The following is a 19,315-nucleotide window of genomic DNA, read 5'->3' as shown; positions in this document are numbered from 1 at the left end:
CCCTTCTGGGCGAAAAGGACGAGATCACCGACCCACTCACCGTCGGTTACGACGGGTCCCGCTCCCTGCAGCGGTCCCTGCGCCGGGTGCCGGTGGGCGCGGGTGGTTTCAGGTGCGGTGGATGGCCCGCACGGCTGTGTCGTAGAGGTCGAACAGGTCGACCTGCCCGCTCAGGCGCACCCACTCCTCGTTCGCCGCCTGCAGGCACGCGATCGCCGCGGCCGCGATCGTACGCGCTTCAAGGGCCCGGCGGTCGGATTCGGGCAGCCGTGGCTCGATCAGTGGTGCGAGCAGGTCTTGCCAGCGGGCTTGCTTCTCGGCGTGGCCGGCACGCAGGGTCTCGTTCCCGAACAGGAGAGTGATCAGCTCGAGCCGGCGCTCGGCCGTGGTCTCGATCTCCTCGAGCACCTGGAATGCCGCGCGTAGTGACGTCCAGGGGTCCTCGTCGGCCGGGCGCTCGGCCAAGCTCGCGGCGATCAGCTCGCCCTGTTCGGACAGGCCGCTGAGCGCAAGATCTTCCTTGTTGCGGAAGTAGTTGAACAGCGTCCGCCGGGAGACGCCTGCTGCTGCGGCGACCTCGTCCAGCGTCGTGTCGTCGTACCCCTGGGCGGCGAACAGCTCGACGGCGGTCTGGGCGAGCAGGGAGCGGACCACGTTGCGGGTCTGCTCCCGGAGAGGGGTCTGCTTCCGGTTCATTCACCGATGGTACGGCGATGCATTCTGCGTAGCAACGTGCACTGCGTGCAACGCTGTGCTTAGAGTGCACCCATGACCAACATCGACTACAGCAACCAGACCACCATCGTCACCGGAGCCAGCTCCGGACTCGGCGCAGAATTCGCACGCCAGCTGGCGAGCCGCGGCTCGAACCTCGTGCTCGTCGCCCGCCGGGCAGACCGGCTCAAGAGCCTGGCCGCCGAGCTCACCCGCGCCCACGGCGTCAAGGTCGCCGTCATCGCCCGTGACCTCGGCCGGCCCGACGCCGGACGCACGCTCCGGGCCGAGCTCGAGTCGCGCGGCATCCACGCCACCGCGCTGATCAACAACGCGGGCTTCGGCACCCACGACGCCTTCACGAACGAGGACCCTGAGCGCCTGCAGAGCATGATCGCGCTGAACATCAGCTCCCTGGTCGACCTCAGCCGCGCCTACATCGACCCGCTGACCTCGGCCGGCACCGGCTTCCTGATCAACGTCGCGAGCCTGCTCGGCTTCCAGCCGACCCCCTACATGAGCGTCTACGGCGCCACCAAGGCGTTCGTCCTCAGCTTCACCGAATCACTGTGGGAGGAGTCGCGCGGCACCGGACTGCGCGTCCTGGCCGTCAACCCCGGCGCGATGCAGACCGAGTTCTTCGACGCCGCCGGCAGCCAGACGGCCGACTACGGCGCACGGCGCGCCACCCCCGAGTCGGTCGTCAAGACGACCCTCGACACCCTGGGCCGCCGGTCGGCGCCGCCGTCAGTGATCACCAACGGCCGCCCGCTCGCCCTGGTCAGCAGGCTGCTCCCGCGCCGCCAGGTCGTCCAGCTCATGGGCCGACTGGCACGCCACTGACCCGACCTCCCGTTTGGACCCCCTGCAAACAGCCCAGCACCACCCCTCAACGGCTCGCCCCCTCGCCGCCCTCAACCGGTGGAGCCAGGGGCCTTCGGGTCCAGGCCCGCAGCCTGGCGGGCCGCGCTGACGAAGGCAACGCGCACGTTGTCCCACCCGTCGAGGTAGCCGCCGACCAGGGCGGCGTCGCGCAGCAGGACGAGCTGCCCGGCCTTCGTCACCGGGTCATCGGCGCCCGCCGAGCGGAGGACGTGCTCGAGCGAGCCGCGGAACCAGGCGCGGTGCTTGTCGACCGCGCGCCGGACACGGCTGCCCGTGTCCGCGTACTCGACGGCGGCGTTGATGAACGGGCAGCCACGGGTGTGGTGGCGAGCGACGTCTTCGGCGATGCCTTCTATGAGCAGTCCGACCAGCTCCACCGGGTCGTCGGTCGCCCCGTGCGCGCCCTCCAGCGTGCCGCGGATGTTCGCGTCCTCTACCCCGAGGTAGGCCTCGACCAGGTCCTCCTTGCTCGGGAAGTGCCGGTAGAACGTGGCCCGCGTGACGCCGGCCACGGCAACTATCCGGTCAACGCCGACCACGTGGATGCCCTCGGCGTAGAACAGCTCGGACGCGGTGCGCAGCAGCCGCTCGCGTGCCTCCGACCCTCCCTGGGCGGTCTTTCGCGGGGCGCGGGAGGCGGCTGTCCTGGGTGCCATGCCATTCAGCATAGAACGATCTTTCTCTTTAGGGGTTGACGCCCGCCCGGTGCGGGGCGTACGTTCGGGGACAACAGAGAAAGAACGATCGTTCTACCTAACGGCCGACCGGCACCGGTCCACCGAACCGAAGGAGCCCCACCATGAACGCCACCCCCGACGCCATCTCCGGCAAGCTACCGATCGTCCTCATCCACGGCCTCTGGATGACCCCGGCGAGCTGGGACACCTGGGCCGAACGCTTCCGCGCCGCAGGCCACCAGGTGATCGTCCCGGGCTGGCCCGGCATCGACGACCGCAGCGTCCAGGACGTCCGCTCCAACCCCGAACCGCTCAAGGGCATCGGCCTCAAGCAGATCGCCGACCACTACGAGCGCATCATCCGCACACTCCCGGTCAAGCCGATCATCATGGGCCACTCGTTCGGCGGCGTCATCACCCAGATGCTCGCCGACCGCGGCCTCGGCGCCGCCTACGTGGGCGTCGCACCCGGCCAGACCGCCGGCATCACCACCCTCCCGGCGTCCACGCTGCGCACCGGCCTGCCGATCCTGTCCAACCCGTTCGGCCGCAACGGCGCCAAGCCGATCTCGAAGGCTCACTTCCACTTCACCTTCGGCAACGACCTGTCCCGCGCCGCGTCGGACGCCCTCTGGGAGCAGTTCGCCGTCCCCTCGTACAACCGGGTCTTCTTCGAGGGCGTTGCCGCGACGCTGAACGAGAAGGGCGGCGTCACCCACGTCGACTACGCCCGTGCCGACCGCGCGCCGCTACTGGTGATCACCGGGCAGATCGACAACGTGGTCCCGTCGGCCATCGGCAGGGCGATCGTCAAGAAGTACACCTCGACGAGCAGCCCCGCAGTCGTCGCGTACAAGGAGTACGACGGCCGCACGCACCGCCTCGTCTCCCAGCCGGGCTGGGAAGAGATCGCGGACTACGCCATCAACTGGGCCACTTCCCACGCCGCGGTCGCCGCATAAGGGCCCTCCCCTCTCGACGCCGGTCGGTCTGACCTCGCCCGCTCGTCCGACCTCCGTGCGGGGTTGCGACGCGTCGCAACGGAATCACAGTGAGGCATAAGTGCGGCGTAACCCTTCTCACAGGGCTGCGCACCGGAACCAGCGTGGCCCTAATCCCCAGGTCAACCAGGGTTTCAGGGCCTCCAGAAAGCTCCCGCGGTAGGACTTGAACCTACGACCGTCCGAGTGGCTTCGGCCATGAACTCTCAGTCAGGCTGGGACGAACACACCTGTCACGACATGGGCCCGGGTACTAAGCCAACGGCCCTGCATCGCAGAGACGAGGTCCGTCTCGTCCGAACCATGTCGCCGGTTCACAAGCTCCGCACTGAATGTTCCGGCGAGGTCGAAGCGTAGCCGGATGTCCTCAAATTCGAGCCACGAGCCCACGACGGGATACCACGCCTTGTAGACGCTCTCCTTGGCACTGAACAGAAGCCGGTCCCACGCGGTTGACACCCGCCCAGCGGCCAGGACGCGCAGGTGCGTGAGCTCCGACGGAAGCGCGACCAGCGCAAGGACGCCGTCGGGCAGTGGCTCGATGGGTTCGGCGTCGATCCCGATCGACCGTGCGTCCAGCGAGCTGGAGGCAGCGGCCGCGCAGAATCCGTCGGTGTGCGTCATCGACCCGACGACGCCCGGGGGCCAGGGTGGCCGCCCCGCCATGCCCGGCACCATCGGCGGCCGGTTGATACCCATCTGCGCCAGCACGGTGCGTGCACACGCACGCACCGACGTGAACTGCTGGCGACGACTCTCCACGGCGCGGGCGAGGTAGGCGGCTTCCGAAGGGTGAAGCGTCTCGGTCAGCGGTTCCAAGGTGTGCCGCCAGCAAACACTTCTCGGAAGAACGTCTCGTGGGTCGATCGGTCTCACGGGGCCGCCAGAAGGAGGATCTGACGGGGTGGCATCGTGAAACCCCAACGCTGCCACTCGTGTGGGTACCTGACCGAGACCTCGCGGTACGGGACGCCGTCGATGCGCAGCGTGCCCTGACCACGCGAGCGCACGATCACACGCATGTCCCCTTGTGCGTGCACCGGGAGCTGCCTCCAAACTCCCCACGGATCCAGCCGCGGAAGCCCGCAACCGTCGGAACCCTATGGACTTGCTCTCCGTTGCGCGGTGTCCAGTATGGGAAGTATGGACAGGACTGTCACAAGGTGGCGGCGGAGCCGTCGGGCTTGTCCGTCTGGGCTCTGTCGCACTTCCGGCGATGGGTGGCGTTCGGTCACGTCAGGGCAGCAGGATGCGGGTCCTGACCTGCCGTGAGTGCGCAGTTGTACACCCGCGCGACGGCGCCGGCGGTCCTGCGCGGCGAACGCCCTCCCCGGAACCCACCCCCGGATGTCATTGCAGGTCAGCGCCTTTGCTGCTTATCGTGGATCGAGCCGCCACGGCAGTCGCGCTCCACCCACCTTCGCCTCAACAGGCGTCGGACTGCCGAGGCCGGCCATGCTGGCGGCCTGACCGCGGCGGTTCTGTGGGTGCATCGTCCACAAACCCGTGGGAGGGCACCATGCGATTCCGGATACTTGGGCCTCTGGAGGTCGAGGGGGCGGTCGAAGGCGGGACGATGTCGGCGGCCATGCCGCGGCGGGTCCTCGCCATGCTGCTGCTCAGCCACAACCAGACCGTCACTGTGAGCTCGCTGGTCGACGAGCTGTGGGGGTCGCACCCTCCCAAGCTGGCACGGAAGACGGTCCAGACGTACATCTACCAGCTGCGGAAGCACCTGGACCGCCCGGACGCGAGGACCAGCAGGATCGAGTCGTCCCCCCTCGGGTACAGGCTCTGCGTCGAGCCCGGGGAGCTCGACCTCTGGGAGTTCAAGGACGCCGTCCAGCGGGGCCGCGCCGAGGTCCGTGGGGGCGACCCTGTGCGCGCGCTCGAGCTGTGGCGAGAGGCCCTGGACCTGTGGCGAGGGCCGATGCTCACCGACGTCCACCTCGGGTCGTTGCTGGAGCCGCACGTCGCCCAGATCGAGTCCGACCGGATCAGGCTGCAGGAGCAGCTGATCGACGTCGCCCTCGACCTCGGCGAGTACCGGGAGCTCCTCCCGGAGCTGGAGAAGCTCGCCGCCGCCAACCCCCTGCACGAAGGTTTCCACGCCCAGCTCATGACGGCCCTCAGCGCGACCGGCGACCGGAACGGCGCGCTCACCGTCTTCACGGGCCTGCGCGACCGCATGGTCGAGACGCTCGGCCTGGACCCGTCAGCACGGCTGACCGCGCTCCAGAAGGCGATCATCGAGGGAACCCTCGAGCACACGCCGGCGACGACGACGGGCACGCCGCGGCCGGCGGTGTGGCCGGTGGCCGTCACTCCCGCACAGCTGCCCCCGGACAGCGCGGACATCGTGGGCCGCGGGCGTGAACGGAACGAGGTGATGGGGCTCTGCCGTCAGGCGGGCGGGACCGCACCCCAGGTCGTGGTCCTCGCGGGGACGGCAGGCGTCGGCAAGACCGCGCTCGCGGTCCACGCCGGTCACGCGCTGCGGCCGGAGTTCCCCGACGGCCAGCTCTTCGCCGGCCTCGGCGCGGTGGTCGACCCCTTCGACGTGCTCGAGCACTTCCTCCGCGCGCTCGGCGTGCCTCCCGCGCAGATCCCCGACAGGTTGTCCGAGCGCACGAGCCTGTACCGGAGCTGGACGGCCGAGCGTCGGCTGCTGGTCGTCCTCGACGACGCGGTGCACGTCGAGACCCTCGCCCACCTGATCCCGGCGGGGCCCGGCTGCGCCGCTCTCATCACCACCCGGGTCGGCCTACCGGGTCTGGCCGGCGCGTCGGTGGTGAGGGTCGGCCCGCTCCCGACCGCCGACGGCGTCAGGCTGCTGCGCCGGGTCACGGGCGACGCGAGGGTCGCCCGCGAGCCGGACGCGGCAGCCCGGTTGGTCGAGCTCTCCGACAACCTCCCCCTCGCGATCCGGGCGGCAGCCGAGAAGCTGTCCGCGCGCCCGGCGTGGACGGTGGAAGAGCTGGTGACCCGCATGCGCGACGGAGAGCACCGGCTGCAGGAGCTCGTCACGAGACGCCTCGACCCGGGCGCGTCGTTCGAGGACGCCTACCTCCGCCTCGCGCCGGCGTACCGGTGGGCCTTCTGGCGGATGAGTACCATCAGGCGGGCCGGTTTCACCCTGCAGGACGTCGCCGACGCCCTCGGCACCAGCGTCGCGAGCGCCGAGTGTCCCGTGGCCGAGCTCGTCGACGCGAACCTGCTGACGATCGTGGACACGCGCCCGGACGGCGGGACGTCGTACCGGTTCCCGGAGCTGATCCGGCTCCACGCCCTGTCGCGCGGCGAGCCGCCCCGCTCTCCCGTGCCGGCTGACGTACGCCAGTGGACGGCTCACGGCGCCCGGTGGACCAGGCCGCTGACGGCCCTGCCTCAGCCGGTCGCGAGAGGGGGCAGGGGGACGGACGCCACGTTGGCGTCGGCCGCGACGAGCTCCAGGCCGCCGTCGATGACGAAAGCCTGGCCGGTGATGTAACCGGCAGCGGGTGAGCACAGGAACGCGATGAGGGCGGCGACCTCGTCCGGGTCGCCGGGCCGCCCGGCGGGGAGCGCGGGGCGGGCGACCTCGCGCGGGTCGCGACCCTCCGGGTGGCCGTTCATGGGCGTCGCCGTCTCTCCCGGCGCGACCGAGTTCACGGCGATCCCGTGCCGGCCCAGCTCGAGCGCCATGACCTTGGTCAGCATCCCGAGCCCGCTCTTCGCGACGCAGTAGGTGCTGCCGCCCGTGATCGGGATCCGCTCGTGGACGCTGGTGACGTTGACGATCCGCCCCCGGATCGAGGCGTCCACCATCTGTCGCGCGACCTGCTGCGCGAGGACGAACGGGCTGGCCAGGTCCACGTTCAGGACCCGCTGCCAGTCGGCCAGCTCCTCCTCGAGGAACGCCGCGCGCCGGTTGACGCCGGCGTTGTTCACCAGGACGTGGACCGGCCCGTGCTCGCCGATGAGGCGCCGGGCGACCTCCTGCGTGGCCTCGGGCTGATCGAGGGGGACGTGCACGGCGACGGCGGTGTGCTCGTACCGGTCGGTGATGAGGGCGGCGACCTCGTCGGCCGCTCGTCTGTTGCTGCCGTGACCGACGAGGACGCGGTACCCGGCCAACGCGAGCGCCAGCGCCGTCGACCTCCCGATCCCCGAGCTGGCACCGGTGACGAGCGCAGTCTCTACCATCAGCTTCTTCCACCCTGTTCTTCGGTCGCGGACGCGGGAACCCCGGAGATCATGAGCTCGGGGTTGATCGTGACGACCAGGCGGACCACGAGCCGGCCGTCGATGTGGCGGGATCCTGCGGAGACCATGCGGTTCATCAGGTCGGCCCCGCCCTGCAGGTCGGTGCGGTGCGTGATGAGCGGGACGACGGCGGCGCCCAGGCTCGCGACGTCGGCCGCGGCCTTGCTCAGGGCCGCGCTGGTCACGCCGCGGTTCCCGGTGACCTGGACCTGCCGGGCGCCCTGGCTCCACACGACCCGGCGGGGCGGCCACGGACCGCCGGTGTTCGCGGCACGGACGCCGCCGAGGTCGACGCCCAGCAGGTGCCGGGGGTGGGCCACGGCCGGGACACCGCCGGACACGTGGACGGCGACGGCCTCGTCGCCGAGCGGTCCGGCCAGCAGGTCCACCATCTCCACGGTCCGGTCGCGGTGCGTGGCGACGACCGCGTCGAGCCGCTCGCCCCGGACGGCGGCCGGCAGGTGGTCGACCAGCACGTGCTCGATGTCGTGCTGTGCCCAAGCGGCCGCGGACCACTCCATCCCGGCCCGCGACGTGTGCGCGAGCACGACCCGGGACCAGCGGCCCTGCAGGACCGCCCGGAGCGACGCGAGGTTCCCGACGAGGCCGTCGCCGAGTACGGCGAGGGTGGTGCCCGTCCCGGGGGCGCCCTCGAAGGAGCCGGCGAGGCAGTCCAGGGCGTAGTCGGTGATCGCGAGCGGCTCGACGAGAGTCGCCGTGACGGAGTCCAGGCTCTCGTCGAGGGGCACGAGGAGCCCCGACGTGACCGCCGACCGGGCGATGCGGACGCGCTGCTGGAACAGCCCGTCCACGTTGTGCCCGAGCAGGAAGGACGGGTCGCCGGGGTGGGTCGGGTTCACCATGACCCGGTCGCCGACGGCGACGTCGGAGACCCCGTCGCCGACGTCGACCACGCGGCACGCGCCCTCGTGGCCGAGCACGGGGGAGGGGTCGTCGCGGATGCCACGCAGCATCTGGAGGTCGGTGCCGCACAGGCTGACGGCCTCGGGCGCCAGGACAACCTCCCCGGGCCGGGGTACGGGCACTGTCTGCTCGACGACGGAGCTTGCGCCCTGGGAGCGCCGGATGGCGCGGTTGCTGATCATGGAGTGCTGACGACCTCCTGGGCCCTGGTCACGACGAGTGATCGCTCGGCGAGGAGCTGCGCCCCCCGCAGGACGTCCACGCCTGGTCTGTCGAGCAGCCGGACCCGGCGTTCCCACGCGTCAGGCGAACCGGCGGCATAGCCGCCGGCGTCCCGGAGGTGGGTGAGGAGCGCTGACCGGTAGGCCGCGCCGACGCCCTCGACGACGCCGCCACCGATCCCCACGACCGCCATCCAGGGCTGGGTCACCCAGATCGTGCGCAGGAGCTCCGCGACTGGCCGTGTGACGGTCGCCAGGAGCGTCCCGGCCTCCTCGTCCCCGGCGGCGAGCGCGTCGCGGAACCAGTCGGTGCTGTAGCGGCCGACGCCCAGGGCGGCGGCCACGCGAGCGATGCCCGGTCCGGAGCCGATCGACGCCAGGTGCCCGGAGCCCCCGCACTCGCAGGGCAGCCGGCCGAGGTGGGCCTGCTCGAGCGGGAGCACGGCGGGCAGGTGGCCCACCTCGCCCTGCAGGCCGTCGTCGTCGACCTTGACCGTGCGGGTGCCGAGGTCGGCGATCTTGAGCCCGATCCCGCTGCTGATCGTGAGGTAGCCGACCGAGGCGGGGGACTCGTGCGCCACCGACTCCGCGAAGTCGGCGAGACCGCACGTGACGTCGTTGAAGACATGCCACTCCACCCCGGGCCGGGCGCGCCGGAGCTCGCCGACGAGGTCCCGGTCCATCCGCCAGTCGCCCCACAGCGGCCCGGAACCCCTGACGGTTCCTGTGACGTCGTCGGTCGCCGCCCCGAGCGACACCACCACCCGGCCGGTGTCCGGCGCGGCCGAGACCAGCTGGTCCAGCAGCCGGTCCACGAGCGCCGGGGCGGGGACGTCGGGATGGTTGATCCGGCTGGGGGCAGGCGTCCGCCGGAGCGCGCCGTCGGAGTCGATCCTGACCCACGTGCCGCCCACGTCGATCCGTACGAGAGGCGTCAGATCTCCGCGAGGCTCCACCGGATCACCTCTCCCGTGACGTCGATGTCGGTGAAGGAGCGCAGGTCCGGCACGCGGGCGTCGGCCTCGTGCGCGCCGGGCCCGACTCCCACCACCCTCGCCCCAGCAGCGTGCCCGGCCGTCACGCCGACGGCGGAGTCCTCGAGCACGACGCACCGCCCGCCGGGAAGACCGAGGCGCTCCGCGGCCAGCAGGAAACCCTCGGGGCTCGGCTTGCCGTGCGTCACCGACCCGGCGGCGACGAGCACCCCCGGCGCAGGAAGGCCCGCAGCGTCGAGGCGCGCCCGCGCGACGGACTCGGGCGCGGCGGTGACGACGGCCCACCGGTCGGGGTGAAGGGCCGAGAGCAGCCGGCGCGCGCCCGGGATCTCCCGCACCCCGGCCGCAACCAGCTGGCGGCGCTCCACCCGGGCGACCTCCTCGGCGATCATCGCCGCGTCGCTCAGGAAGAGCGCCAGGATGTCGCGGGCGGTACGCCCCGGGAGCGCCGCGAGCACCTCGGACCGTGGCAGGTCGTGGCGGACGGCGACCTCCGTCCACGCCTCGTCGATGACCGCCGCCGAGTCGACGAGGGTCCCGTCCATGTCGCAGAGGAGTCCCGCGGCGGACCAGCTGGTCGTCCTCCCGGCTCGTGCGCGAGCGACGTCGTGCATCCGGCGTTCCTCCTAGGCCGCTGGTGTGGTGGCCGGCTCGGCCTGGCTCCGGTCGCGTACGAGCTCCACCCCGGCGAGCAGGAAGCCCAGTGCCGCGACCCCCGCCCCCGCCAGGACCACGGCCTGCAGGCCGAGACCGGCCTCGAGCACCTGCCCGCCCAGCAACGAGCCCAGCGTGATCCCGATGTTCATCGCCGCGATGTTCACGGCGAGCGCGAGCGTGGGCGCCTTGATGCCCGACACGGACATCACCCTGGCCTGGAGCCCGGGCAGGATCGCCCCGAAGGCCGCCCCGAACAGGGCGAGGCCGACGACGGAGGTCCACGGGTGCGCGGCCATGACGGAGTATGCCGCCAGCACCAGGGCCAGGGCGCCGAGCGTCCCGCACAGGGCGGGCATGAGGGAACGGTCGACCCACTTGCCGCCGACGAGGCTCCCGGCGAAGGTCCCCACGCCGAACACGAGGAGCAGTGGCCCGATGGAGCCGCCGTCGAAGCCGCTCACGTCCTCCAGCAGCGGCGCGATGTAGGTATAGGCGGCGAAGGTGCCGCCGCACCCGAGCGCGCTGACGCCGATGGCTGCCACGACGCGGCCGCGGCCGAGCGCGCGGATCTCGGCCAGGGCGCCGGCCGGCTGGTCCACCTCCCGGTCGGCCGGGACGAGCGCAGCCACGAGCCACGCGGACACTGTCCCGCACGCCGCCAGCACCCAGAACACGGCTCGCCAGCCGAGCTCGGTGCCCAGCAGCGCGCCGAGGGGCACGCCCAGGACGTTGGCCATGTTCAGCCCGATCGCCAGCCGGGCGATCACCGAGCCCTGCCGTCCGGGCGGGGCGGTGCTCGTGGCGACGACGAGCGACAAGGCGAAGAAGGTGCAGTGCGCGAGGGCGCTCAGGACGCGCGCCGCCATGAGGGCGGCGTAGTCCGGGGCGAGCGCGGCGACGAGGTTGCTCACCGCGAACAGGGCCATGAGCCCGACCATCACGGGCTTGCGCCGCAGGCCGCTCGTGAGCAGCGTGAGTGCCGGTCCCGCGATGACGACGGTCAGCGCATAGACGCTGACGAGCATCCCCGCCGCGGAGATCGACACACCCAGCTCGCCGGCGATCCCGGGCAGCAGGCCGGCGATGACGAACTCGGCGCTCCCGACGCTGAACAGGCAGAACATCAGGACGACTACGGCTCGGTTCATGGTGGTCTCCCCTCGGAGATCGGTCGGCCCGCACACGGGCGCCCGTCCCCGGCGATGTCGTCGGGGACGGGCAGCCCTCGCGGGGGAGCGTCAGGACCCGACGGTCAGGACAGACCGCCCGAGGCGCTGATCGCCTGGCCCGTCACCCAGCGGGCCTTCTCGGACGCGAGGAAGGCGACGACCTCCGCGATGTCCTCCGGCTGCCCCATCCGGCCGAGCGGCGTCATGCCGACGATCGGGCCCGCGTGCTCCCGGATCTCCGGGCGCAGGCCCTCCGTGTCGGTGAGGCCCGGCAGCACCGCGTTGACGGTGATGCCCCGGGAACCGACCTCTTTGGCGAGCGAGAACGTCATCTGCTCCACAGCGGCCTTCGTCCCCGCGTACACCCCGATCATCGGCATCGTCACCCGGGTGTTCCCCGTCGAGATGTTGATGATCCGGCCGTTGTCGGACACCAGCTTGGCGGCGTGCTTCATGACGAGGAACGAGCCCTTGAAGTTCACGGCAACGGTCCGGTCGAACTCGTCCTCGTCGGTCTCCGCGAGCGGCGCCACCAGGTTGATGCCGACGTTGTTGACGACGATGTCGAGCCCGCCGAGCGCCTGCTCGGCCTCCTTGAAGAGGCGGGCGACGTCCTCGGTGACACCGAGGTCGGCCTGGATGGCGGCGGCCTTGCCGCCCCGGGCAGTGATGGCCTCGACGACCTCGGTCGCCGCGTCGGGGCTCGTGTTGTAGTTGACCACGACGTTGGCCCCGCGCTCGCCGAGCGCCAGGGCGATCGCCCGGCCGATGCCTCGCGAGCCTGCGGTGACGAGCGCGTTCTTGCCTTCGAGTTCCATCGTGTGGAGTCTCCCTGTCAGCGTGTGAGTTCGAGGCGGACCACCAGGTCCGCGCAGCGCGGCAGCGCGCTGCTGCCTCGCGCGACCCAGTCTCGGCGGGACCGTCCAAGTCCTGACCAAGACCCGTCCAACGGGCAGCGGAGCGCCGCCGTCGATCAGAGCCGGATCGACTGCGCGTGCCGGAACACGTCGCGCGGGTCCCACGCCCGCTTGGCCCGCTGGAGGCGCCCGTAGTTGCTCCCGAAGTAGAGGGAGTGCCACGGGACGCCGGAGGTGTTCCAGGTCGGGTCGTTCAGGTCGGCGTCGGCGTACCCGATGTAGCAGCCGTCCGTGACGTCGTCGGAGACCGGCACACCTCCGGTCGCGGAGTACACGTCCGCGTAGGTGGTCCGCACCCGGTCGAGGAGTGCGGCGTCGTCGGCCCCCCGCTCCCAGAGGCCGATGTACTGGAGCTTCATGATCGAGTCGCGCGCGACCGTGGCCGTGCTCGAGGGGTCGACGGCGTTGATGCGGCCGCCGTACGACGAGATCGACACCAGCGTGGTGCCGGCCGCCGGTCCGGGCACGGACAGGTTCCGCCAGAGCGCCGTCGCCTGCTCGGGCGGGAAGCCCGACCGCATGTACGCCGACTTGATCTTGAAGCGCATGACCGTCGGGTTCGACGGGTTGAACCCGTCCCACTGGAGGGCGTGGTGCCAGGGGCGGCGCATCGCCGGGGCGCCCACCGGCGTCCCGACGCCCGCCGAGACCTCGGCGACGAAGCGGTCGAGGAGGTCCTCCGCCCCGCTGACCCCGGCGTCCACCTGGACCGACATCGCCACGACCCCGGCGTTCGAGCTGAGGAGCTTCAGCTGGGCGAACAGGTCGCACCCGGGCGAGCCGGGAGCGCTGTTCGCCTCGTGCCAGGCACCGAAGTTCGTCACGAGCCGGACGAACGCGCCTTCGTCGAGGGTGCTCCACGGCCACACCACGGTCCGCAGCAGGACCTCGGCGGGCGGCTCCGGCAGGGGCTTGGCCGAGCCGGCCGGGGAACGGAACAGGTACCGCGTGGCGATGCCGAGGCTCCCGCCGCCCGCGCCGGTGTGCGCCCACCACAGGTCCCCGAGGGCGCCGGAGTCGTCGCGCGTCGCGAGGACCACGCGCGGGGTGCCCGAGGCGTCGACGACGACCAGCTCGACGCCGTACAGGTGGTCCGCCGTCAGGCCGTGCCGGCGGGAGAGCGGACCGTAGCCGCCGTTGGGCACGAAACCGCCGACGCCGACGGAGGGGCACGATCCCGCGGGGACGGCCAGGCCCCACCCGGTGAACAGGGACCGGTACGTGGTGCCGAGGGTGGCGCCGGCCCCGACCGAGAACGCGCCGTGGTCCTGGTCGTAGCCGACCGCGCACATCCGGGACATGTCGACGAGGTCCCTGACCTCGTCATTCGCCACGAAGCTCTCGTAGCAGTGCCCGCCGCTGCGCACGCCGACCCGCCGCCCGCCGCTCACGGCCTCCCCGACGAGCTGCACGACGTCGTCGGCCCGACCAGGGATCACGACGCGGCCCGGCGAGCCGACGAAGCGCTGGTTCGCTCCGCGGACGAGGCCCGGGTACCGCACGTCACCCGGCACCACGACGACGGCGCCCCCCGCGGGCTTCGGGCGGGCGACGGAGGCGACGGCCGGGGCGGGAGCGGCCAGCGCCGCTCCGCCCAGGACCGCGCCGCCCGCACCCATCAGGAATCCACGACGTGTGGTCTTGCTCATGCCACTGCCTCACTCCATAGGGACGAACCGGTCAGGTCGGAGCATCCCGGACCACGGTCAAGGAGGGTTCGAGCGCCCGCCAAGGGCCGAGACGCTCGGGCCCGCCGGGGCGTCACCACGCGGGCAGGCCGGTGATCTCCAGCACCAGGCACGTCCAGTTGAAGCCGCCTCCCACGCCGATGACCATGACGCGGTCGCCCGGCGCGACCTGCTTCTGCTCCACCAGGTGGTTCAGCGCCCCGAACTGGTCCGACGCGCCGACGTGCCCGATCTCGGCCCCCCAGGAGTGGGTCGTCCGCTCGAGCGGGACGCCGAGCGGGTCCAGCACCTGGCTGCGGAGCAGGGCGGCCCCGAAGTTCGGCACCACGTAGACCGACGCGTCACCCACCGCCATCCCGGCGTCGGTGGCAGCCCTCTCCGCCGCCCTCCGCAGTCCCCGCCGGCCGATCTCCCGGATCTCCTCCAGCTCCATGCGGTCCGTGAACTCCATCGCCCGCGAGTGCAGGTCCAGCGGGTAGGCGGCCGGGTCCGGGCAGGGCAGGAACGGCGCGTCGCCGCGGTGGAGCCCCTCGAGCTCTGCGGCGCTCTCGGTGGCGCTGGACAGGAGCCGCGCGAAGCCCGACCTTGTCGAGAGCAGCATGGCGCTGGCGCCGTCGCCGAAGACCAGGCCGGCGTCCGCCCGCCACCGGTCCCAGGCAGGCTCGGCGAAGCGCTCGGCCGCCGTGATGAGGGCGGCGTCGGGGCCCCCGGGGGCCCGGAGGAACGGCACCGCCAGCTCGACGGCCCCGACGGCCCCGTTGGACACCTGGCGCACCTCGAACGCGATGCCGGCGCCGTCCAGGATCTCGTTCTGCAGGTACGAGGCGGAGTTCCAGCCGTCGAGCCCCGAGTAGACGGCCACAGCGTGCAGGAGCAGACCGACGCTGCCCGCCTCGTGCGACGAGCGCGCGAGCGCGCTCCGGCCAGCTCGGACGGCCATCTCGGGCTGGCTGTCCCCGTCGCCGGCGATCGTCACCCACCTCTGCCCGGAGGCGCGCCGCGCGACCTCGTCGTACCTCCCGCTGACGATCGCGTCGTCCACGGGGACCGCCTTCGGGAAGTATGATCCGGTTCCCGCGATGTAGATGTCGTCGTGTCGCAAGGCGTTGCCTCCTGGTTCGTCGATCGTCAGGCTCGGGCGGACAGCAGGACCTTGGGGCGGCCCGACTGCCGGTGCGTGAGGGCGTCGAACGCCTCGCCCGGCCGGCTCAGGGGATGAGTGCTGTGGATGAGCGGATCAGCGCGGAGCAGCCCGTCGGCGAACATCTTCAGCGTCTGGTCGTAGTGGTCGAGCCCATGCCGGATGCCGTGCAGGGTCAGCCCCCGCAGCGTGATCTCCCCCGCGGGAAAGGCCGACAGGCCGCCGCTGACCACCCCGACGGCCGCGATGCGCCCACCGGTCCGCGCGAGCCGGACCGCCTCGAGGAAGCCGGACGGGCTGCCCGAGGCCTCGACCACGAGCGAGAACTCGGCGGAGGGCGCCTCGCCGTTCAGCAGCGCGCGGTCGGCCCCCAGCTCGAGGGCGAGGTCCAGCCCGGCGGGGTCGACCCCGACCGCGACCACCTCGCTCGCCATCGCGCGAGCCAGCATGACCGCGAGCAGGCCGATGGTCCCGGTGCCCACCACCGCCACGGAGTCGGCGAGCGAGCAGTGCGTGTCCGCGAGCGCCCTGGCGACCGTCACCGCCGGCTCGACCAGGACCGCGGCGTTGTCCCCGACGGAGTCCGGCACGGGCACGAGAGCGTGGCAGGGCACGCTGACGTACTCGGCCGCGGCGCCGTCGAGCCCGTACAGGCCGATCTCCCGCATGCGGAGACACAGGGAGCGCTGCCCCGAGCGGCAGCTCGCGCACGTCAGGCAGGGGACCATGGTCTGTCCCACCACCCGCAGCCCGGGGCGGATGTCCTGGGTCTCCCCGGAGGTCGCGAGAACCGTCCCGGTCCACTCGTGGCCGAACGTCCAGGGCAGCGCGATCCGGCCGTCGGTGATGTACGTCGCCTCGCCGTGGAGCAGCTCCAGGTCCGTGCCGCAAAGGCCGACCAGCTCGACCCGGACCAGCACGTACCCGGGTTGCGGGTCCGGTACGGGCACCGTGCAGGCCTCGACGGTGCCGACCGACGTGATCCGCGCGGCGGTCATCGTCCCGGTGGGCCAGGTGCCCTGCGTCCGGTCGCTCACTCGGCCCCGCTCGGGACGGCGCGGGCCACCTCGGCGACCGCCTCGGCGGCGAGCCGCAGCTCCTCGGCGCTGACGTCGTTCACGAACGCGGCGTCGCCGATCCCCACCGGCAGCGGGAGGCGCTGCAGGCCGTCCCGGTGCCTCGTCGTGTCGACGAGGGCCTTGACCAGCAGCTCGGGGGTGCAGCCCGCGTGGTGCACGGGGAGGCCGAGCACGTGCATGACGTCGATGACCCGGCTCAGCTCCGCGTCCGTGACCATGCCGCGCCGGTGGGCGATGTGCGTCGTCATCGCCATGTCGATGCACACGGCCTCGCCGTGCAGCAGCTCCGGGAGTCCCGCCATCTCGATGGAGGGGCTGAACGAGTGACCGTAGTCGACGAGCCGTTCCAGGCGGCCCTCCCAGAGGTTCGGCTGGAGCTCCTCCAGCATCCCGTGCACGGCGCGCCGCAGCACGTCGCGCGCCGCCGCCTCGGTCTCGGGCGTGGCGCCCTGCATGCGCTCGTCGAGCAACGGGCCGCCGAACCCCTCGAGGCGTTCGAAGAGCTCCCGGTCCTTGATGAGGGCGATCTTCAGGATCTCGGCGAGACCGTTCGACATGTTCCTCCGGTCCAGGGACCTGAGGAAGTTGCGGTCGAGCAGGGCGGTCGCCGGAGCCTCGTAGGTTCCCAGCCGGTTCTTGTGACCATTGAAGTTCACGCCTGTCTTGACCCCGACGCCGGCATCGACGAGACCGATGAGTGTGGTCGGCACGCGGACGTACGGCGTGTGGCGACGGTAGAGGCTGCTGGCCAGCCCCACGATGTCGAGAACGACGCCACCGCCGATCGCGATGATCGGCTCGCGCCGCCGGTCGACGCCGAACTCGTCGAGCCCGCGCACGACCTCCATGACGGACTCCATGGACTTCTGCTGCTCGTCCGCGTCGAGTACGCAGAGCTGCGCGGTCATGTCGTGATGACGCAGGTAGCTGTCCAGGAGCCCGCCGTAGATCTCGTGCACCGTCTTGTCGATGACCACGAACCGGCGCCGGGTGTTGTCGGCTCCGGCCGTCCCGGCGTCCGCGAGCGAGGGGTTGTCGGGGGAGAACACGTCTCGGGAGACCGAGATCGTGTAGCTGACCGTCCGTGTCGCCTCCACCAGCCACGACGTGGTGGGCGGGCGGCGCAGATCGTCGTCGGCGCGTGCCAGGGTGAGATTTCCGGGCATGGGTGTCGTCCTCCTTGGTCCGTCCGTCCTGGTCAGACGCGGCCGAGCCGGGACCTGACAATACGGGACAATGCGGTCTTGTCGGTCTTACCGACCGAGGTCTGCGGCATCTCGTCCAGGACGAGGAGCTGCTCGGGGATCTTGTACTCGGCGACGCCCGCGGCGGTGAGCTCGCGCCGGATGTCCGGCAGGGTGACCGTCCGGCCGCCCGCGGGCACCACGCACACGCACACGCGTTCGCCCAGATCCGGGTCGGGGGCGGGGATCACCGCCACCTCGGCCACGGCGTCCAGGGCCTGGACGAGGCGTTCGACCTCGTCCGCGGAGACCTTCTCGCCTCCCCTGTTGACGACGTCCTTCGTCCGGCCGACGACGACGAGGTTGCCGCTCGGGTGCCGTGTCACCAGGTCACCCGTGCGGTACCAGCCGTCGGCGAACGCCTCCGCGTTCTGCTCGGGCGCCCGGAAGTAGCCCCGCGGGGTGTACGGGCCGCGCACGAGCAGCTCACCGGCCTCCCCGGGCGGCACCTCCGCGCCGTCCGGGTCGACGATGCGGAGCTCGTCGTGCTCGCTGATCGGCCGCCCCTGCGTGACGGCAGCGACGTCGTCCGGATCCGTCTCCCGGACGTAGCAGAGCAGACCCTCGGCCATCCCGTACACCTGCTGGACACGGCACCCGAGCACGTCCACGGCCCGGCGGTAGGCCTCCGGGGCGAACAGGGACCCGCCCACCTGGACGATCTCGAGGCTCGCGAGGTCGGCGTCGCCCCCCTCGGCGGCCGCCACCCACCGGCTCAGGACGGCGGGGACGGCCGCGACGACCGTGACACGCTCCCTGGCGATCACCCCGAGCACGCGGGCCGGCGCGGGCGACGGCACCAGCGCGACGGTCCCGCCCACCATGAGCGTCCCGAGGATGCCCGGGCTCGCCAGCGGGAAGTTGTGGCCGGCCGGCAGCGCGGCGAGGTAGACGGTGCCCGGGCCGAACCCGCACACCTCTGCGCTGCGACGCGCGTTGTACTCGTAGTCGTTGTGGGTGCGCGCGATCACCTTCGACAGCCCGGTCGTCCCGCCGGACAGCAGGAAGACCGCGACGTCGGACGCCGACGGCGGCGTGCCGTCCAGGAGCGACCGGCGCTCGTGCACCTGGTCGTCGTCCGCCGGCTCCGCGACGGCCGACCGCAGGTCCACCGACCCCTCGCGGACGTCGTCCCCGCGGACGATCACCTCGCGCAGCAAGGGGACCAGCTCGCGGACCCGCTCCGCCATGGCCTGGTGGTCGTGCCCGCGGAACGTGTCCGGGACCGCGATGGCCTCCGCGCCGGTCAGCCTGCCGATGGCCGCGAGCTCGTGGTCCCGGTGCGCCGGGAGCATCATCACGGGTGCGACCCCGGCCCGCAGGCACCCGAGCAGGAGCACCACGAGCTCCCAGCCGTTGGGGAGCGCGACCAGGACGACCGACCCCCGGCCGAGCCCCCGGTCGCGGAGCATGACCGCCGCGCGGTCGGCCCGGCGCGCCAGCTCCGCGTACGTGAACCGGGTCGGCCCGTCGATCACGGCGATCTGGTCGGGCCGGGCCTCCGCCCACTCCCACACCAGGTCGCCGAGCGGCCGGTCGCGCCAGCACCCCGCCGAACGGTAGACGTCGGCGACGTCGTCGGGCCAGGGCGTGACGCCGTCACGAAGGACGGTCGACGCTGTCTGTTCCGTCACGAAGAGTCCTCTCGGTCGTGCCTCATCTCCCGGCCCCGGTGCGGTCGTTCGTGCCGGGACGGCTCAGGCGACGTTGTCGATCGCCTGAGCCTGCGGTTCCGCACCGGGCGAGTGCCTCGTTCCT

The 19,315-nt window shown here is 72.0% G+C and carries 17 protein-coding genes; 3 read left to right on the top strand and 14 right to left on the bottom strand.

The features are described from left to right. Positions 1 to 108: 108 nt before the first annotated feature. Complete coding sequence (locus L1785_RS20635; RefSeq protein WP_236091190.1) at positions 109 to 696, bottom strand: TetR/AcrR family transcriptional regulator; 588 nt, start codon at positions 694 to 696, stop codon at positions 109 to 111. Positions 697 to 768: 72 nt separating this feature from the next. Between L1785_RS20635 and L1785_RS20630 the strand changes: the two genes are divergently transcribed. Beyond that, positions 769 to 1,557, top strand: coding sequence for an SDR family NAD(P)-dependent oxidoreductase (locus tag L1785_RS20630; protein ID WP_236091189.1), 789 nt, complete (start codon positions 769 to 771; stop codon positions 1,555 to 1,557). 71 nt (positions 1,558 to 1,628) lie between these two features. Here L1785_RS20630 and L1785_RS20625 read toward each other — a convergent pair whose 3' ends face one another. Continuing rightward, positions 1,629 to 2,255 (bottom strand): TetR/AcrR family transcriptional regulator, encoded by a 627-nt coding sequence (locus tag L1785_RS20625; RefSeq protein ID WP_236091188.1) that lies wholly within the window; start codon positions 2,253 to 2,255, stop codon positions 1,629 to 1,631. Positions 2,256 to 2,398: 143 nt separating this feature from the next. Here L1785_RS20625 and L1785_RS20620 point away from each other — a divergent pair, with 143 nt between their 5' ends. After that, on the top strand, positions 2,399 to 3,238 hold the full coding sequence (locus L1785_RS20620) for an alpha/beta hydrolase (RefSeq protein WP_236091187.1): 840 nt from the start codon (positions 2,399 to 2,401) through the stop codon (positions 3,236 to 3,238). A 249-nt stretch (positions 3,239 to 3,487) separates the two neighbouring features. On the opposite strand, the gene L1785_RS20615 is transcribed toward L1785_RS20620, so the two are convergent. Next, positions 3,488 to 4,096, bottom strand: coding sequence for a 4'-phosphopantetheinyl transferase family protein (locus L1785_RS20615; RefSeq protein ID WP_236091186.1), 609 nt, complete (start codon positions 4,094 to 4,096; stop codon positions 3,488 to 3,490). A gap of 700 nt (positions 4,097 to 4,796) precedes the next feature. On the opposite strand from L1785_RS20615, the gene L1785_RS20610 reads away from it, so the two are divergent. After that, the gene (locus L1785_RS20610; protein WP_236091185.1) at positions 4,797 to 6,767 is read left to right on the top strand and encodes an AfsR/SARP family transcriptional regulator; all 1,971 of its coding nucleotides are present in this window, start codon (positions 4,797 to 4,799) and stop codon (positions 6,765 to 6,767) included. Here the strand turns inward: L1785_RS20610 and L1785_RS20605 are convergent. The 11 genes from L1785_RS20605 to L1785_RS20555 all read right to left on the bottom strand — a co-directional run bounded on the left by L1785_RS20605 (position 6,665) and on the right by L1785_RS20555 (position 19,191). Beyond that, on the bottom strand, positions 6,665 to 7,462 hold the full coding sequence (locus L1785_RS20605) for an SDR family oxidoreductase (RefSeq protein ID WP_236091184.1): 798 nt from the start codon (positions 7,460 to 7,462) through the stop codon (positions 6,665 to 6,667). The genes L1785_RS20610 and L1785_RS20605 overlap by 103 nt on opposite strands. After that, positions 7,462 to 8,628, bottom strand: a complete 1,167-nt coding sequence (locus tag L1785_RS20600) for an alcohol dehydrogenase catalytic domain-containing protein (RefSeq protein WP_236091183.1) — start codon at positions 8,626 to 8,628, stop codon at positions 7,462 to 7,464. The genes L1785_RS20605 and L1785_RS20600 overlap by 1 nt, the downstream gene beginning before the upstream one ends. Then, positions 8,625 to 9,623, bottom strand: coding sequence for an ROK family protein (locus tag L1785_RS20595; protein WP_236091182.1), 999 nt, complete (start codon positions 9,621 to 9,623; stop codon positions 8,625 to 8,627). Before L1785_RS20595 ends, L1785_RS20600 begins: the two co-directional genes overlap by 4 nt. Further along, positions 9,602 to 10,276 carry an HAD-IA family hydrolase gene (locus L1785_RS20590; protein WP_236091181.1) on the bottom strand — a complete coding sequence of 225 codons (675 nt, stop codon included), beginning with the start codon at positions 10,274 to 10,276 and terminating at the stop codon, positions 9,602 to 9,604. The genes L1785_RS20595 and L1785_RS20590 overlap by 22 nt, the downstream gene beginning before the upstream one ends. A 12-nt stretch (positions 10,277 to 10,288) precedes the next feature. After that, entirely contained in the window at positions 10,289 to 11,467 is a 1,179-nt protein-coding gene (locus tag L1785_RS20585) for an MFS transporter (RefSeq protein ID WP_236091180.1), read from the bottom strand. 104 nt (positions 11,468 to 11,571) lie between these two features. Further along, the gene (locus L1785_RS20580) at positions 11,572 to 12,306 is read right to left on the bottom strand and encodes an SDR family oxidoreductase (protein WP_236091179.1); all 735 of its coding nucleotides are present in this window, start codon (positions 12,304 to 12,306) and stop codon (positions 11,572 to 11,574) included. A 155-nt stretch (positions 12,307 to 12,461) separates the two neighbouring features. Continuing rightward, positions 12,462 to 14,054, bottom strand: coding sequence for an FAD-binding oxidoreductase (locus L1785_RS20575; RefSeq protein WP_236091178.1), 1,593 nt, complete (start codon positions 14,052 to 14,054; stop codon positions 12,462 to 12,464). A gap of 112 nt (positions 14,055 to 14,166) precedes the next feature. Further along, complete coding sequence (locus L1785_RS20570; RefSeq protein WP_236091177.1) at positions 14,167 to 15,195, bottom strand: ketoacyl-ACP synthase III family protein; 1,029 nt, start codon at positions 15,193 to 15,195, stop codon at positions 14,167 to 14,169. 26 nt (positions 15,196 to 15,221) lie between these two features. Continuing rightward, positions 15,222 to 16,271, bottom strand: a complete 1,050-nt coding sequence (locus L1785_RS20565; protein WP_236091176.1) for a zinc-dependent alcohol dehydrogenase — start codon at positions 16,269 to 16,271, stop codon at positions 15,222 to 15,224. Then, a complete protein-coding gene (locus L1785_RS20560; RefSeq protein WP_236091175.1) occupies positions 16,268 to 17,479 on the bottom strand; it encodes a sedoheptulose 7-phosphate cyclase in 1,212 nt (403 codons plus the stop codon). The genes L1785_RS20565 and L1785_RS20560 overlap by 4 nt, the downstream gene beginning before the upstream one ends. 32 nt (positions 17,480 to 17,511) lie before the next feature. Then, positions 17,512 to 19,191: a (2,3-dihydroxybenzoyl)adenylate synthase gene (locus L1785_RS20555; protein WP_236091174.1), complete on the bottom strand. Its 1,680-nt coding sequence runs from the start codon at positions 19,189 to 19,191 to the stop codon at positions 17,512 to 17,514. Positions 19,192 to 19,315: the final 124 nt, after the last annotated feature.

Origin of the sequence: Antribacter soli (genome assembly GCF_021568775.1) — a bacterium.
Classification (GTDB): Bacteria; Actinomycetota; Actinomycetes; order Actinomycetales; family Cellulomonadaceae; genus Antribacter; species Antribacter soli.
This window is presented reverse-complemented; position numbering and strand designations above follow the sequence as displayed.

What these genes read in the sequence shown, in the direction of transcription:
- L1785_RS20610 (WP_236091185.1), top strand. Translation starts at nt 4,797, where the DNA reads ATGCGATTCCGGATACTTGGGCCTCTGGAGGTCGAGGGGGCGGTCGAA.
- L1785_RS20600 (WP_236091183.1), bottom strand. Translation starts at nt 8,628, where the DNA reads ATGATCAGCAACCGCGCCATCCGGCGCTCCCAGGGCGCAAGCTCCGTC.
- L1785_RS20590 (WP_236091181.1), bottom strand. Translation starts at nt 10,276, where the DNA reads ATGCACGACGTCGCTCGCGCACGAGCCGGGAGGACGACCAGCTGGTCC.
- L1785_RS20575 (WP_236091178.1), bottom strand. Translation starts at nt 14,054, where the DNA reads ATGAGCAAGACCACACGTCGTGGATTCCTGATGGGTGCGGGCGGCGCG.
- L1785_RS20635 (WP_236091190.1), bottom strand. Translation starts at nt 696, where the DNA reads ATGAACCGGAAGCAGACCCCTCTCCGGGAGCAGACCCGCAACGTGGTC.
- L1785_RS20630 (WP_236091189.1), top strand. Translation starts at nt 769, where the DNA reads ATGACCAACATCGACTACAGCAACCAGACCACCATCGTCACCGGAGCC.
- L1785_RS20585 (WP_236091180.1), bottom strand. Translation starts at nt 11,467, where the DNA reads ATGAACCGAGCCGTAGTCGTCCTGATGTTCTGCCTGTTCAGCGTCGGG.
- L1785_RS20560 (WP_236091175.1), bottom strand. Translation starts at nt 17,479, where the DNA reads ATGCCCGGAAATCTCACCCTGGCACGCGCCGACGACGATCTGCGCCGC.
- L1785_RS20605 (WP_236091184.1), bottom strand. Translation starts at nt 7,462, where the DNA reads ATGGTAGAGACTGCGCTCGTCACCGGTGCCAGCTCGGGGATCGGGAGG.
- L1785_RS20620 (WP_236091187.1), top strand. Translation starts at nt 2,399, where the DNA reads ATGAACGCCACCCCCGACGCCATCTCCGGCAAGCTACCGATCGTCCTC.
- L1785_RS20580 (WP_236091179.1), bottom strand. Translation starts at nt 12,306, where the DNA reads ATGGAACTCGAAGGCAAGAACGCGCTCGTCACCGCAGGCTCGCGAGGC.
- L1785_RS20625 (WP_236091188.1), bottom strand. Translation starts at nt 2,255, where the DNA reads ATGGCACCCAGGACAGCCGCCTCCCGCGCCCCGCGAAAGACCGCCCAG.